This window comes from Candidatus Anaplasma sp. TIGMIC (genome assembly GCF_028204095.1).
Taxonomy (GTDB): domain Bacteria; phylum Pseudomonadota; class Alphaproteobacteria; order Rickettsiales; family Anaplasmataceae; genus Anaplasma.
Window position 1 is genome coordinate 1 of the sequence record NZ_JAQLOH010000010.1, and the last position, 17,311, is coordinate 17,311.

The 17,311-nt window shown below is 46.5% G+C and carries 5 protein-coding genes; 2 read left to right on the forward strand and 3 right to left on the reverse strand.

Annotated features, from left to right (window positions below; translation table 11 throughout):
* The first annotated feature begins 190 nt into the window (after nucleotides 1-190).
* Nucleotides 191-1,483 carry an MFS transporter gene (locus PGW94_RS01880; protein ID WP_271758082.1) on the forward strand — a complete coding sequence of 431 codons (1,293 nt, stop codon included), beginning with the start codon at nucleotides 191-193 and terminating at the stop codon, nucleotides 1,481-1,483.
* Nucleotides 1,484-1,507: 24 nt separating this feature from the next.
* Here the strand turns inward: PGW94_RS01880 and PGW94_RS01885 are convergent, their stop codons facing one another.
* From PGW94_RS01885 to PGW94_RS01895, 3 genes are all read right to left on the reverse strand, one after another.
* A complete protein-coding gene (locus tag PGW94_RS01885) occupies nucleotides 1,508-1,687 on the reverse strand; it encodes a Trm112 family protein (protein WP_271758085.1) in 180 nt (59 codons plus the stop codon).
* Between the two features lie 9 nt (nucleotides 1,688-1,696).
* Nucleotides 1,697-2,734 carry an extracellular solute-binding protein gene (locus tag PGW94_RS01890; protein ID WP_271758087.1) on the reverse strand — a complete coding sequence of 346 codons (1,038 nt, stop codon included), beginning with the start codon at nucleotides 2,732-2,734 and terminating at the stop codon, nucleotides 1,697-1,699.
* Between the two features lie 394 nt (nucleotides 2,735-3,128).
* A complete protein-coding gene (locus PGW94_RS01895; protein WP_271758089.1) occupies nucleotides 3,129-8,876 on the reverse strand; it encodes a hypothetical protein in 5,748 nt (1,915 codons plus the stop codon).
* Between the two features lie 333 nt (nucleotides 8,877-9,209).
* Between PGW94_RS01895 and PGW94_RS01900 the strand changes: the two genes are divergently transcribed.
* Nucleotides 9,210-17,309: a hypothetical protein gene (locus PGW94_RS01900; RefSeq protein WP_271758091.1), complete on the forward strand. Its 8,100-nt coding sequence runs from the start codon at nucleotides 9,210-9,212 to the stop codon at nucleotides 17,307-17,309.
* Nucleotides 17,310-17,311: the final 2 nt, after the last annotated feature.

Sequence of the window (17,311 nt, forward strand, 5' to 3'; positions counted from 1 at the left end):
TTTTTTCAACTGCCAGGCTAATAGTGTTTTTGCGTTTAGCGTCAGTGATGCGTGATATTTCCACACAGTGTTTGTGTACGGCAATTGTACGGATATCTAACAAGGAACACTGTGCTCGTTATTTGGAAACTTTTTGGGGGGACATTGTAACTGTTATTGTGCGTTAAACGCGGTGAGGGGGGGGGTATGTATGAAAAATATAAGGGTAGGACGGGCAGTTTTGTCCACGATTATATGTAATACGCTAGTATGGTATGATTACTTGCTGTTTGGGAGCTTGGCGGTAACAATAGGAGACTTGTTTTTCCCACAGAGTGACGCATATTCGTCCCTTCTTAGCAGCTTTTGCGTATTTGCAGTTGGTTTTTGCATGCGTCCTTTCGGGGCGAGTGTTTTCGGCCATATAGGCGACAGATACGGAAGGCGGGTAGCGTTAGTAATTTCCATAGTCGCGATGTCCGTACCGATAGGGATAATGGCGGTGATTCCGACATATGCCAGCGCTGGGGTTACGGCGCAGGTGTTGCTCGTAATATGCATGTTGTCTGCGGGCTTCTCGCTAGGTGGGGAGGCCGGTAACGCTACGTTCCTGATCGAACACGCGAAGAAGAACCAGGCTGGTCTCTTTGGCAGCTTGGAGGTTCTATGCGCCGTTTTAGGCTCTGTTTTCGCGTTAGTGGCAAAGATGGCTGCTGAGTACTTTACGGGTGACAACTTCGGTGTGTGGGGCTGGAGAATACCTTTCATAGTAGGGTTCGTTATAGGAATAATAAGCATATACCTGCGGAGTACGGCTGGGGAAAGCCCTGCATACGAAGAGCAGACTTCTAAGGAGCACGGCGGCGTTATAGATGCACCGGTGCGTTATCTTTTTAAGCATTACCGCAGACCTTTGGTGCTTGCGATTTGTATCGACTGTATAGAAAACTGTTCGTTCCACGTTTTCATGGTGTTCTTTATAAGCTATATATCTAGCTTTTCCCGTTCCATGGCGATAAATCCTCATGTCAGTGAGATGATTGAGATAGTGAACGTTGCTCTGAGCGGTGTGCTTACGGTTGCCTTTGGAGCGTTGTCAGATGTAATGGGACGAAAGAAGGTCATGGGCTATGCTTCGGTTGCGTTATTCTTCTTGGCTATGCCAGTATTTTGGCTCTTGAGTCAGGAAAGCTTCCTGTGCGTGGGCCTGGGTTACTTGTTGTTCGCGATTCCGTTCGCAGCAACTCTGGGACCGTCTAGCGCAGCGATGTCGGAGCTATTCCCAACAAAAGTGCGATGCACTGGTTTTGGCATTGCGCGTAATGTGTCATCAGCACTGGGTGGTGGGCTAGCACCTGCTCTATGTACATGGCTTCTGCAAGTGACCAATTGGAAGGTATCGCCGGGGCTTTACGTAATGTTCTGGGCAATAGTCGCTTGCATTGCGCTAAGCAGCATCAAGCCTAGTGACGTTTATCAAGACTGGCTCAAGTCCGGTTCATGACGATCCTGATCCTAGTGTAGAAGTTCATAGCTCGTTGCAGCTGAGCTTTCTTGCTTCGTCTACCAGCATTATGGGAATGCCGTCGCGAACCGGATATGCAAGACCTGCTTTTTTGCTTATCAGTTCGCCGCCGGCCTCGTCATAAAAGAGTTCGCCCCCTGTCAGGGGGCATACTAAAACTTCTAATACCTTTCTATCTAACATTTGATACCATTATTTCCAACCCTCTTCGTCAGCAATCTTCACAGATTCGCCTAGATACTTTTCAAGGTCTTGCAACGGCAAAGTACTTTCCCGAAAATCACCCCAGGACTGTAACACTTTAGAGCTAGGAACACCGGGAACTATTGGATATTCCTGATTAGAGTTCGCATATATACTCTGAGCTTCCTTACTGGACAGAAACTCCAACAACCTTATGGCGTTTTCCTTATTCTTGGAGTGCTTTACTATGGCTCCACCGCTAATGTTGATCATAGCTCCTGTACTGTTCTGACCTGGAAAAAATATAGCAAGTCTGGATACAGCCTCGCGATCTATGGCTTTGTTTGAAGCACTTACCCTACCCCAATAGTAGCTGTTTACTATGGCTATACCGCCCTCTCCTGCTGCAGCAGCATATATTTGGTCGGTGTCGCCGCCTCCTGGTTTCCGGGCAAAGTTTTTTACTAATCCCCGTACCCATGCCCGCGTAGCTCTTGTCCCGTTGTTTGCGATCATGAACGCTATTAAGGACTGGTTATATGGGCTATTTGACGAACGCACCAAGATCTGACCTCGCCACTTTGAATCTGCAAGGTCTTCATAAGTGCTTATGTCGTTCACGTCCACAAGACTCTTGTTGTACACAATTACACGAGCACGCTTTGTTAACCCGAACCAGTAGCCATCTTTATCACGATACCGCGCAGGAATAACCTTCTCTAAAATCTGCGACCTCACTGGCTGCAGCAGATCTTTTTTCTTAGCGAGTATAAGGTTCACTGCATCGGCAGTAAGAAATACGTCAGCCTTACTGTGCACACCTTCGCTTTCAAGCCGTGCTATCAGCTGCGCAGCTTCATCGTTTATGTACCGGATTTGGATACCAGTATCCGCGGTAAATTTTTTGAACAGGTCACGCAATAACTCTTCCTTACGGGAAGAGTAAACATTAACCACCTGCCCCTGCTTTACGCTGTATTTGTTGTACGCTACACCACCGAAAAGGCCTAGCGCAAACGCAAAAAGAACAACACAAAGAATCCTCATGTCACACTCCCAACGCATATACCTTCGCCATAATAGGAAAACTTCCAAATAAATGAAAAGGAAATCTGCATGTACACACGATGATTAACATCTTACTCAACTGTCTGTAGCATAACCTGCAAAATGCCGAAGATGTTTTACCTGTTGGTAGTTGCGATACTACAAACCAGACTGTATTGATGCCGGGAAAGTGGAAAAACTGCGCATCTATCTGGCAAACTTTGTTGCCGCCTGCATAGCACCAGCCCATTGTTTTGAGAACTATATAGTGGATATTGGTACTGAACTTGCTAAATAAAAAATCACTGCGGCCCCGAAAGGTCGCAGTGACTATATATGGTTGGCCAGAAATGTAAAGAAATCCGGCCTATTTAGTAGAAGATAACGCTATTGGTTACAGTGACATTGCATCATAACCGCTGTGCCCTTGATATGATCCAGTAGAATCATCTGAAGAAAGCCCTGACAAACCTGACACATACGCTGCAGAGTGTTCCTGCTGCGCAGTATACGGGTATTCTTCTGGAGCATTGAAGACGTTGTTTTGCGACGCCCTCGAAGCTTCAGCAAGTCTGAGCTCCTCTTGTTGGATAGAGTAGAAAGTAGAAGAGCTGTCTTGGTCGAAGTTCATAGCACGTGTCACTATGCTCTCATCGGCAATCAGATCACTGGCACTTGATGCTGCCTCATGTGCATAAGCAGGCACCTGTCCGTGAACAGCGCCCTCAAGAACCAGCTTACCAGCAGTGGTTATACCGTTCATAGGGATAACACCCACTTCTACGCCCTGCATATCATATAGGTGCGCCGCCCTTACAACGTCGCCGTCCTTATCACCTCTACCGGATGACAAGTTCCCACCTACACGCATCTCGAGCAACGTACCATCAACGTACTTACTGAGGTCAGCAAGAGAAACCCTAGTCTGCAGTGCGCCAGCGTCATCAGTAACACGCATGCCGGTGTGTACAAAAATAGGCTTGATGTACGTTTGTTCCACAGGAACATTAGGCATACCTGCCGTAACAACGCTTCCATCAGCAGTACATGGAGCAAGATACTTCTGCCCTTCATGTGTGACGATTTTCACGTGGGTTATGGCAACAGGAAACGACATGTAAACCTCTTTTTCACCATCATAGATGTTGAAACTGTATTTTGCGTTTTTCCCGTGAGCCGCACTGTCATCTGGAGCTGTCATGAACACTAATGTCTTCTGGAGCATGCCAAGTTCTTGCGCGGTTGCTGGACGCTCAGTCGTGCTTCCAGCCGTGAGATTAGCACCTGGCATGTCATCCCGTGCCCCGTGACTTGAGCGATCAGAAGACACAGAAGCCTTGGTTACAGCAAGCTCTCGCATCTCCTGCAAGACGCTTGAGTCCACCTTCTTTGCTCTATGGTTGAACTGGTAGTAGTCGCTGTAGCCCCTGTCAGTGCCTGTATTACCACCATCTCCAAGAGACGCCGACTTAACTCCAGAAGAGACATCCTTAACATTAGCTGGAAGACCCGGATCACCTGATACGAAATCAGTGTGGCTGTAGTTAGGATCGTATGACAATAGTAAGCCTCCTTGGAAGTGCGTAACAGCACTAGCAAGCTCTCCTATCTTAGTACCATCTGGAGCATATATGCCCACACGAGACACATAATTATAGTTGGCATGCCTAATGATATTCCCGTTTTCATCCCTGGAGACACTCATATTATTTGGGTCATAGCGTAACTCAAACAGCGTACCCGCAGGATATTTACTAAAGTCTATCATCTTGTACTGTGAGTGGGTAGGGGACCACTTAGAATCAATACGATCATAAGCATGTATAGGGTCAATGTATGCATACTTCGCAAAATGCTCTGGCATACCTCTAGGATTCGTATTGCCGTCTTTCGTGCTAGGTAGCAACCCTCTTACACCACCAGATGTCTCAACTAACTTTAAGTGCGTTATAGACTTAGGGAACTGCATAACAACACCAGTAGCTGCGTCTCTAACATTGAACGTTGATCGCTCCGTTACGTTGTTGTTGTCATCTCTAAGCTCTTCAGAAATGTAAAACTGTAGGCTAGACATTTTCTCTACAAGAGTTTCAGTCCCACTTTTTATGGTAGCTTCGTGCATGTCATCGCTGGTCCTATATGTACCGCGATCGTCTACTAGATCACCCTTCTGAATTGAAGGTTGCCCCGGTTTGTTGACATCATCGTGGTTAGCATCCACACCAGATACAACCTTGATACCTTTGGTAGTAGGAAGCGTCTTCCATACATGCATATTTCCTGATGGAACTTCAATGAACGGATTTACCACGATCTCAAGTTCACCATTTTCTGAACTATCACCCTTAGTGCCAGATACAAACTTACCAACCGTGTTACCGTTCTCATCCTTGCTAACCGCAACGATCGGCCTGACACCATATACAGTGTGGACAGTTTTAAGAACATCAGAGACTGCAAACCTTTCAACATCATCACCACTCTTATGGTCTTTGTGCTTCAGGAACAGCTCAGCATTACTAGGAAGCTCACCTATCTTTGTGCCGTCAAGGTATATAGATACGCCGCTCACTCCACCTTGGCCAGTGCCGCAAATTGCAAAAACTTTGCCTGGGTTGTCTTCCGCAAGCTGTCGGAAGTTGACAGCGCTTCCCACCCCAATCATCGTCTCAGGATCTATGTAGATAAGGGACTTCAGTATCCTTGAGAGCATTGCTTGATCAGATGATCCCGAAGAGGGCTGATCCAACAAAGCTTGCGCCTTAGCAGTAGCATAAGATTTATACGCATTATGTACTACATCAACACTTTCCCTCAACTGTCTCGGGGTCGCATCTGCACTACCCTTCTCTATTTGTTCAAGCTCCTGCTCTACCGAGGAGTTTGTCCCCTTCATTGCGCCTTTAAGTAGAGAGCATACATCCTTTATACTATGCAACAACTGTAAGCCGGAACCGTAGCACCCGCTTCTAACGTATGAATCAAACTCAGATCTAAGCTCTTCAACATGCGTATGTATGCCTGCAAGTTCATTGTCATACTTAGCCATAGCTTTGGACAATTGCTCAACAGATGCGTTGGATTTGCTCGAAAAGTATTCCACACCGTTGTAGTTGCTGTATACATACTTTAGGCCGCTAGACGTTTGTATAGGCTTTAAATGTTGGTATTCTTGCGGAATACATATCCCATCATGGGTCTCCGGATTAAGCGTAGTGATGTTACCGCTTACCCATTTATGCGCCACTGGAGACAACATGCCCACTGTATGGTGATTACTATCTTCCAAGTTCGCTGTATACACTGACACACGAGTGATTTTACCATCAATTATATGATCAATGTACCCGATGCTATCCGCTGGGTTGGAAGTTAGCATGCCGTGGTTTTGCGCAAATTTAGATACCCCGTTCTCGGCCAACCATCCAAGGAAGGAAGCATTGTAAACAGCATCCAATTCCTTGGGCAACGTGTCACCATACTTTGAAGCACCCGATGTTGCGGCCCCTTTAAACAGGCCCGTTAATAATTCAGGGTTAGTATCTTGCAAATATTTTACAAACGATGCACCTAAACTATATTGCAGATGTTCATAGACTGGATCACCAGGATGTTTGTCAATAATGCTAGCGATCTCTTCAAAAGACTTGGCATTCTTGAGATCTGGACACTTCTCCATAGCCTTATTAACATTGTCTATGATGGAGCTCAGCTCCAGAGTCATGCCCCTTCCTAGCATTGCAATCTGCTGTATATACTCGGCAACACCCTCGTTCAGGAACTGGGATGCCTTAACATTGTTAAATGCTCCGTTAGTAGCAAAGTGCATCATCTGGTGAGCAACTTCGTGGGCTAGATTCTCAAATCTGGTCTTACCCAGCTTCGCAACATATATTTTGCCCAGAGATGTCCACGCCATTCCTCCCGCGTTTTGGTCTTCACCAAGAGCCGCCAATGACTCAACGAGCGCAGGTTTACTGCTGTGTATCCATACGTCAACCTGGCGAGGAGTATCACTTTTTGGCAGCACACCAAATTCCTCTATAAACGCACGTACAGTCTTTTTGATTATACGTTCCGCACGCACGACAGTCCTATCATCTAGGGGGCCTGTGCTACGTACACGGCACTCTATGTTCATTCTTGATATAACAAGTGATGTCACATCGTATGAGTGATCGAATTTTGACTCAATCGCTGCAAAGCTACTACTAACAGGATTTGAGCTAGTGTTTGTTTGGCCACCAACAACCTCAGTGCCATGAACACCCGCTGTGGACGGCCCTGCAGCTGGTTTAGCTGTAGCAACATGATTATCGACACCTTTTGTCTGATCGTGCTCAGGTACGTGCTCATGACTGGTTTTATCAGAGCCTTTTTCCACAGTGCCTTTGTTTTCTGGTTTAGCATCATGCTTTGAACTAGGATGTGCACTACTATTACCGTTTGCAGCAGTTTTCTGTTCTATGCACCCATCATCTGTAGGCGTTTTCTCGCGAACACTTGAATCTGTGTTGCCATTGGCAGCAGAATTACCACTCTGACTTTTATCACTGTGTGGATGTGCAGTGGTTGGCTCACTAACTTGAGTAGGCTCATGTTTATTTGTAGACACGCTCGTCTTTTCATGTTTTTGAGACGGCACTTTTATTCCACGACTTGCTACAGCTGCCACTTCGGCTCCTGAAGCAGGTGTTGCAGGGTTACCATGCGACCACCCACTGTCCGGGTGATCCTCGTGTTCGCCATGATGTCGTGAAGCCTGCTTCTCTAACCATGCCGAGAAACCACTAGGTACCTTGTTGATCTTTTCAAGTATTTCACCCCTTTCTTTCTTATTGAGATGATTATGTTTGAGTCGAGACAGTTGCGTAATAACTTCACGCAGCACACCAGGGTGTTTCTCTTCCCAATACTTCATAACGGCAAGTCCCAAGTTGTATTTTAGGTTATGGTGCCCTGTCGCCTTAGACGCAATTACCAATTCATCCAGTGTTTCCGCGTGTTGTAGGCGGTAGTTACTTCGTAACGCGTGTGATGCTTGACGTGCTGCATTGTGGAAATAGGTGTCAGCATCTTTCGCACTACGTTGCGATGTAAGGTAAGACAGATAGTTACCTAATCCTTCATGAATAAAGTCCCTTCCCTCATTGGTTGGATCCCGGTCTTCCGTTTCCAGATGTGAACGCGCAGAATAGTGGAGGTAAAAGTGGCACAGCTCATGCGCTAAAACGTGAGTCATTTCAGAAAACCCACTGCGAACTGCTCCACGCGGCATGAATACCTTACCGCTCTCCATGTTTGTAAAACCACCTACACCACGCACGCTGTCACCGGAGCGAGCCGCCGCATTTTCAAAATCTGCTCTATCATCAAACAGATGTATGCGCAAATCTTTCCTAGGCCAAGGTTTCCCAGAAAGACTGCCTAACCTTGCATCAAACTCACGTGCTGAGTCAGTAATTACTCTCTGAATCTCCTCTGCTTCTGATGCCGTTAATCTACTCTTGGTGTGTACTTTTATGCCAAAAGTCTTTAAAAATCCTGGTGTCATATCATACACTTCGTGGAAACCGCGCTCATAAGCGGAATGGTGGCTACTCCTTGTGTGTCCAGAGTACGGGAACCCTGGGTCAGTTTCATCCGTGCTATTATCACTACCAGATACTGGCTTAGCCCTACCGCGGGAAAGTTCTTCAGGAGATATTGGCTTATTGTCAGGTTTTGCTTTGTCCGCGACTGGTTTCAAAGTGTCGCCATCGTCATCGCGTGGGGGATATACTCGAGGCGGCGTTGGTTCGTAATCACAAGGAGGAGGTGGTGGTACACAAGTAGAAGAATCCGATGATCCTTGCACCCAAATAACTCGGCCACGCGCGCCATTTGGTGATACTTGAACCCACTCTGTGCTTCCGCCGTAAAATGGGTTATACGAGCCATTATTTGAATATCCTTGGCTATAACCGTGTTGATAGAAATCGTCATCGCTGGGATACGGCATCCGCGCTCCGCGGTGGCCATACACAGGAAACATGCTTGTGAATCCTTGAGAGCCGTGGTCATGTGCTGAGCCGTATTTGTAATGCGTCACCGTTCGCCCGCCGGGCATATAAGTGACTCTGTATCGAAATTGGTATTTCATAACCTTACCTTTTAGGGAAGGCGCGGAGTAAAGCACAATCACCAGAGGGAGTCAAAAATAATTTTTGCATACGGGTGGCATATCCGCCCTGAACGCGTTTTTTGAGCATGAAGATGCCAAAACAGAGCTGAAGTGTAGTTGTCCAACTTTGCGACTTGTCACCCACACATAGAGACCGCGATACCGCTCTCCTTGTAGGGCCGTACGTTATGCCAAGTAAATGCATCTATTCCTGTGAACATTTGGTTTCCAAAAGTAGCATTCTATGCATTTCATAAATTCTTAAGGCGCTATACATATCTATCTTCGGCTTCGATCTTCTGGCAAAACAACATGTTCAAACACAAAAATACATCATTCTTGCGGACGTTACTTTACCCTGGAAAGTTGATTAGCGACGGAAAAGCCGGTAAAAAACAGTACTTTGAAATTTTCGCAACAAGAAATACACCCAGTGAGCAACATAGTAATACGCCAGAGTTTAGCTTGCCCTCAGGCCGGTTCTACTTCAGCAACAAAGTTCTGTTCTACGAAGACGCGGTCTCAAGGTTAGCCATACCACGAGAATTTCATTACCTCAAAATAAACTGCAAATCGCCTGGTCTCGAGGGGAAAAATAGCATAACTGCTAGCTTGTGCTCAAGAACCGGTAAGATATTAGATTTAGACTCTATAGAAGAGTACGCTGCAACTTCAAAGCAAGACTTTATACGGCATGCAACACAACGTGCAGTGCCCATATCCTCCAACAAAAAATACCTGGAGAGTAACCCACAGCCTCTTCGTAACGTAGAAAAATCTCTGTGTATACTAGATGAAAAGTTCTTTGACTGCGCTCATGCAGGAATGGTTTTTGAATTAAAGGCTCCGAAAAAGCCTTCACTGGGGGAACAAGGAGTAGACGTCTACAAAATGCCAAGCCACTCAAAAAGCTCGCCGAAGGACTATGTAGGGTACCTTTCCACAGCCATGGCACTGTTCCATATCACTGATGGGCAGATAAAGCTTGAGTACACCACACTGCAAAAGAAACCCAGTGAAAACAAGCCAGCGCAAAGTATATCTGTAGACTTCAATGACGCATTAGGCGGAAAAGAGCTACCTGATGCCATTAAGGACACGTTGCTAGAGCATCCCGTGTATCTGATTATTCACGGCGGGGAGTACTCAGTGTCCCGCGAATTAGAGGGCATTTACGCAGGACAAGTATCACCCGTAGAAATTGTAAAAAACCTCAGTATGGCGGTGAAACTGCTGAGACAAGTAAACCTAGTATTGCCCGAGGAGAAAGTTGGCCAGCCGTTCTCAGTACTGGAGGGCTATTACGCGCTGCCGATAACTATCGAGTCTGTTATAGCGCAAGATCACCTTAAAAAGGCTCCAGAATATAAAGTTGCGGCTATTCTTGAAGACTATAGCGACCTTGTACTGGATCCCCGTACACCATTACGCGATGCATTGATATTTTCAGATGCTGCAATATGGAAAAGATCACGGTTCAGCGCCAACAAATCCGAGGCCGATGAACTGCTGCTATCGCTAGTACCAGAAGTTGTAGGGCCGTTTTTACAAAGCCACATTTCCTACCTATTGAGAGTAACGGATGTAGGTGGTAGGACAAGAATTGCAAACTTTGGTTTTTTAAAATACCACAAGGATGAAGCTTCTTACGATGATGGTCAAAACCGCATTGGCCTGGAATCAAACTCGTTTAAGAACCTTATGTTAGAATCACGACGGAACAAAAAACTTCCCGTGGATGATGCCGTACCAGAAAACGTTCCGGTAGATCCTCCATCCCAACAGTCCGCCTCTGCTACACACACTGAAGATGCTAGTGCTGCAGCTACTTTGCCGGAACCAGCTGCTCCAAAAGTCGGGAGTCCTCAACAACCACTTGCACAAAGTTTAGACCAAGTATTAACTCCACAAGACCAAACTGAATCTGCTCAGCGTACACTACAGGCCCCTCAAATAAACGGTGGAGAAGACATCGAGCACAATTCTGAACCTGCTGCATCTGAGAGCGTTGGACACACCAGTGCGGAGCATGCGTCCAATGCAGAACACGTACTGCTTGCCCCTGATGAGGCTCCTAGCGATCAAAGAGCTCTAGCTGAGCTCACGCCAAAACACGTCAATACAACAGGTTCCACGGCGACACGTGCTACACAACCGCAAGGCACAACAGAACTGCACCTTGAAGTATTACCTGGTAAGGCTGCCATATTACATAACAGGACCAACGCCCCCTCACCTGTAGACGTTATCAGTTATGCCACTTACATCAAGCCTGGCGAAACAACTGCAACAGAACTACCTATCTATAGATATTACTTCAAAAAAGAAACCGGACAACTGATATGCATAGACGCATCATACCTAGCTGGCAGTGTACATGCTCAGTACCATTTTCTAAAAGTCGTGGCTAACATATCAGACGGTGTAAAAAAGTACAGCCTCACATTTTGTAACGAAAACGGCGATGTAATACCACACAATGCGCTCATACTCCAGTATCAAGAGGGATCATATGTCCATGCTATGGACTCACGACACACAACAATCAAGGGTGTCCTTCCTGAGATGATAGGCAATGTACTTGTGCGTCATGATAACGGCGCAGTAAACCAAGAAACTCTGGAAAAGCTATATTCGAGCCAGGGCAACAGGCCTGTCTATAAAATAAGTATGCAAGGTAACGACGCAGAAGTTATAGAGTATCACAGCAATAAAAAAGTGGGCGTGCTTAATGGAGAATCATTGTACTTCTCAACGTACAGCGACGAGCCCAATACTTGTTTCATGCACTATAATGATGAACAAGTACCCGTATTGTGTAAATCTATAAAACCAAGTACTCAGCACCTTGCTGGTGAAAACTCGAAAACATTCCTCGTGGTTTCAGAAAAAGGCCTTGCCCTTCATCAAGTACATGAAGACCCTGCAAAAACCCTGAAGGATAAGTTTGTCGTGAAAAGTGAGTATGACCGTCAAATGCTTATTAGCGAAATTTACAAACTCGTTAATGGGAAAGCGCTTTCTGTTACAGATCCAATATGGGCTCAATTGGACGTGACTTCTAACAAAACTCCCAAAGTTGTTCTCCGAAGTGCCGACGGGGCTGCAATGCTTTCAGCACTAGATATTCCTGGCGGTGATTTGTTGTACCACGACGAAACTTTTAGTATTGCATACAAACCAAAGCACTCACACATCAGCACATTACTCTCATCTGACGTGGAGGCAATATCCAGCTCAATTGGGTTCGTATCTCCCCCACTACTGCATAACAACAGTGGCTTGCATAATACTGCGTTGACACTCTATGGAAGAAAAATAGCAGAACACTCCAGGTTACTCGATGACCTGTATGAGTCACATATTGAAAACCCAACAACAGAAGACCTTCAAACGTCCAGTGTTGCATCAGTACCTGAGAGTAAGGAGCAAGTGCTGGATGCCCACAACAGACCCCTTGATTCCGTCAAAGCAGGTCCGGCACAAGAAAAAGCAGCCGATCCAAAGGCTGCCTCACAGCCTGCAAGCCTTCCCACAGTGCCCCCTGCACCCGAAAAACAAGTACCGCAATCTGCTCTAACTCCAGCAAAAACTTCCCTCACGCCACCAGATGTGCCACCTGCGGCAGCTGAATCAGATTTGAAGAAACCTCCTATAGTTCCTCCAACACCCAAAGCACAAGTGCCAAAACCTGATTCTGCCCTGGCACCGGCAGGAACTTTACCTGCGCGGTCAGATGCACCGTCTGAAACGGCGGCACCAGCTTTGAAGGAATCTCCTATAGCCGCTGCCAAAGCAACAGAAAAACCTGCGAGTCCTCCTATAGTTCCTCCAACACCCAAAGCACAAGTGCCAAAACCCGATTCTGCCCTGGCACCGGCAGGAACTTTACCCGCGCGGTCAGATGCACCGTCCGAAACGGCTGCACCAACTTTGAAGGAATCTCCTATAGCCGCTGCCAAAGCGACAGAAAAACCTGATAGCTCCTCAGCATCGGCACCACAAGAAATTGAGTCGAAGGCCTCCAATTCAGGCTCTATGGGCACCAACACAGCCCAAGCACGGCCCGATGCACCAGCTGGACAGGCTTTGCAGGAATCTACTATAGCTGCTTCCAAAGCAACAAAAGAACCTGGGAGCCCTTCTGAAGTTTCTCCAGCACCCAAAGAACAAGTGCTACAACCCGATTCTGCCCTTGCACCGGCAGGAACTTTACCTGCGCGGTCAGATGTACCGTCTGAAACGGCCGCACCAACTTTGAAGGAATCTCCTATAGCCGCTGCCAAAGCAACAGAAAAACCTGCGAGTCCTCCTATAGTTCCTCCAACACCCAAAGCACAAGTGCCAAAACCCGATTCTGCCCTGGCACCGGCAGGAACTTTACCCGCGCGGTCAGATGCACCGTCCGAAACGGCTGCACCAACTTTGAAGGAATCTCCTATAGCCGCTGCCAAAGCGACAGAAAAACCTGATAGCTCCTCAGCATCGGCACCACAAGAAATTGAGTCGAAGGCCTCCAATTCAGGCTCTATGGGCACTACCGCCGCCCCTGCGCAGAACAATGCACAATCTGCAGCTGCAAGTTCAGACTCGAGAGATCAGTCGTTACTTCCTCTCGAAGTATCGGTAAAACCCGACAGACCCGTAACGCCGAAGCAAGATGAGGCACCAGTAACACCTGTGAGCTCTTCTAGCAACCAAGACGTGACATCCATGTCAGAAGCTAAAGGGCAAACGGATTTGCACATTCCTTCACAGATGCCTACTGCAAAACCTTCTGACAAGAATACCGTAACCGGCGCAGTCGCAGATCAACCAGCACCCGCATACATCTTGTCCAAAAGTTTGCCTCTTCATGTAGGAGAAAAGATATGCACTGATCCTGAATCAGGAAAATCATTTTTCGTTGCCCACGCACACATCACTCCGAGATATACAGATGCTATAGGATCCGGCGTTGATTTAATGATGCCGGTACCAAGGTACGTTTCCACTTCAAGAGATGTACTACTCCTACATCAGCAGAATGGGTACGTACTGCACCTGGATCCTCAGCACTTATTTATAAAAGTTTTTCAACAAGAAGATGGAAAATATGTTCTTACGCACTGTAGAGAAGTTGGGTATTCGTTACTGCAACACGAATTCTCCGATCAGCTGAGGTACTGTACCGATAAAGATAGCTGCTCGTTAGTAGAGCCAAAAAACAAAAGCTATTTCGACTTCCTATCCGAATACAGGCCAGATACTCTTGTGCTAAAAAATGTTTATGTTGAAGGCGCTATGCCAACCCAAGATGAGTTGAAAGGCATATACAATGACCAGAACACGCCTCCATTAAAAGCCAAATCTGCAAACAGCCTCATGCCATACGCACTTGTAGATCTTACAAACCCACCCGCAGATCTATCTACAACCCCAACACACCTTGGTACCAGGTATGTACTTTTTGAAGTAGATCCCGACTATAAAACATGTCGTCTCCTCCAAGGTATAGGTCATGTCACGGACACGGAACTAAAGTTCGATTTCGATAAAGCACATACAGCGGACATGGCAGCCGCTCGTAAAGCTGCGTTGGAAAAGCACCCGCTCTATATCATCACAGACGGAACAAAAATATTTTTCTCAACATCACTTCACGAAGCAGAACTTGTAGATGATTTCAAACACAGCGAATCGCTACTGAAAAACGCTTTGCTACACGAGCGTGTTATATACAGCCCGGATAAAAAGTTTTACGCGCTTAGAGTCACTACTACAGAGGATTTTGACTCTGTGCGCGGCGTTCCGCTGCAGGGTATAGGGATAAAAACAAGCGCTGGAGTCATTTCTATTCCCACCTTTAGCCAAGAAGCAAATATCTTGTTTGGATTTAACAGTGATCAACTGTTTGGTATAGTGCACAAAGACGCTCGCACGTTAGCAGATATATCTCACAAACAATTTCCTGATCTAAGACACAATGTATTACAGGAATTTATCGAAAAAGCCGCTACTCTGGACATACAATACGACGGCGTCAGTTTCGAAGCAAAGAGCGTAACGCTAAGCGGTGAAGGGCGCGCGATCACAGGTTCCTTGGGTATAATACCCAGCATCCTGGAGACAAATTCTGATAAAGTGGGGGACAACGAGAAGAAATTCCTACAATTGTTAGATTCCCATGAACCTGAGTCACTCTACCAACCGGAACATGGCGAATACGTGCCACTAGCCTGGAGCACACAGGATGTACAACAGCACTACGATGCCTCATATCCAATTACGCGTGGAGATATGCCGTATAATATTTTCTCCCAACTGCCGCTATACATAGACGATACTGCGCTAAAAAATCACGCGGGCTTGTCATATACTTATAGATATCCAGTCATGCTCCGTATTAATGACCAAACGATACCCCTGCCGCATACTGGTTATTATTTCAAAGATGGCTCCATAGTTACACATGACTTTGTAAATGGATACAACGTTGCAATAAAACAAAATATGCAATTCTTGAAGGTACTGAAGGACGAGGCTAGTGGTTCCTATTCTCTAGCGTTCTGCGATCAAGATGCACATAGCTATCCCCATACGACGCCTATTGATGCCAATCGTATTCTCCTAGATATCCCTCTGCAACATTGGGACTTACCGCGCATTCACTCCAGCACAAAGGGGACAGCTTCATTTATGCTTCTGCCTAGCGACCACGCCGAAGATGATTCACCTGTAGCATTATTTCCTATAGGGAATAACTATCTGGCTCAATCAGAATTTGCGTCCAAGCCGGTGGCGCACCTTAGCGCAGAAAGCGTTTTTGTTTCGCAAGGTGACTCAAGCCTTAACCTTGAATACAACAACTATGCTGATAGCAAACGGACGTTTTATGAACTCAAACTGGACCTGTATAAGGAGAAACTAAATTCAGCATACGGGAATGCTCTGCATAGTGCGAGTAACGCCCATCCGCTGTATGTAGTTATACAAAATGACCAGCTTGCGTTTTCTCTGGACAAAAATGGTGGCGACAATCTGCAGTTCCTGAAGGACGAAACCCTAATACCGTGGTTAAAAACCGTTGTCAGTTTCCCCAAGGACAGTTCGAAATTTTCTTTGATGCTTACGTTTTCGGATACCCCAGGTAAATATAAGTCGTGGATCCCGTTTTCAATAACGCCTGTTAATAATTCCGTAAAACTGCTCACCCAGACAGAAGAACATAAGAACAAATATCTATATTTCGATCTCAACGACCACAGCATATCCTTCTTTGACAGTGACACGGGAGTGCCAATAGCAATCGTTACGTCTTCTCCATGGCTGGAGAAAATGCTCCACGCAGTTGTCCCATTATTATTCAAGTTGGATGTATCACAGGGACAAAGCTCTGAAGAAACTGTCTATAAGTTTACCGCCGGAGCTGAGGATCCACTTATCACTGTAGATTCTGGTAGAACGGTAGAGCAACATCTGAAAGTAATGGAACTACTCCCACTTCCTCATGCCGCTCCTCTTTCGGTTACTAGTCCCAGTACGGACGACATTGGCTCCGCCGCTACTGGCAATGATGATTCTGATACTAGTGACAAGACCGAGACCGTAACAGTACCCGAACATGACACCAAAGGAGCTAACAAAGTTGATACTGACACACATAGTGACAGCACAACAAAACGTGAAGATGTCCCAGTGTCTCAGGGTACCGATACGCAACATATAGTACCTACGCAGCAGGGCCCAGGCAATGCCAGTAGCGATGCTGCGCATCCTATTGACAGCAGTGCAGTACATAAAGAAGAGCCCGAAGCAGCACCTGAAGATACAAAAAACCTTGGTTCCAGTGCCGCGGGTGGTCAGATCTCCGATATTGGTACCAAAACTGAGACTATAACGGCGCCCACAGATGGTATCAACGAAGATAACAAGGTTGACACTGACACACATAGTAACAGCGCAACAAAAGGTGAAGGCGTTCCAGTAGCTCAGGATATCGATGCGCACCATGTGGGACCTGCGCTACCCCCACAGCAGGCTGCCGCAGAAGGTTCGGGAAATGCTGGTGACACTGTGCCAGATATAAATCCTGAGCTTCCGCAAAGTGGTGCCGCGGAAGAACCTATCGACGCTGCCGGAAAAGGCAGAAAAGTGTTTGCAGGAACAACAACTAGTCCGGAGACTTATCCCCTATGGGTGCGCGCAACGTACGACGATATGCAGATATTTTACATGAATCTGAATACCAAGTACGAAAACCAAGAACTGAGCTATCACGAGGCTATGACCCTGTACAATGTCATAATTCAGGAATCATGCGGTGGTGAATTTCGCGTACCTGGCGCCTATGTAGATGCAGCCGGAAACGTTACCATAGGGAACTTTTCCTATGGGGACCTTGCGTCTTTCGACAACATGTTCAACATTTAATA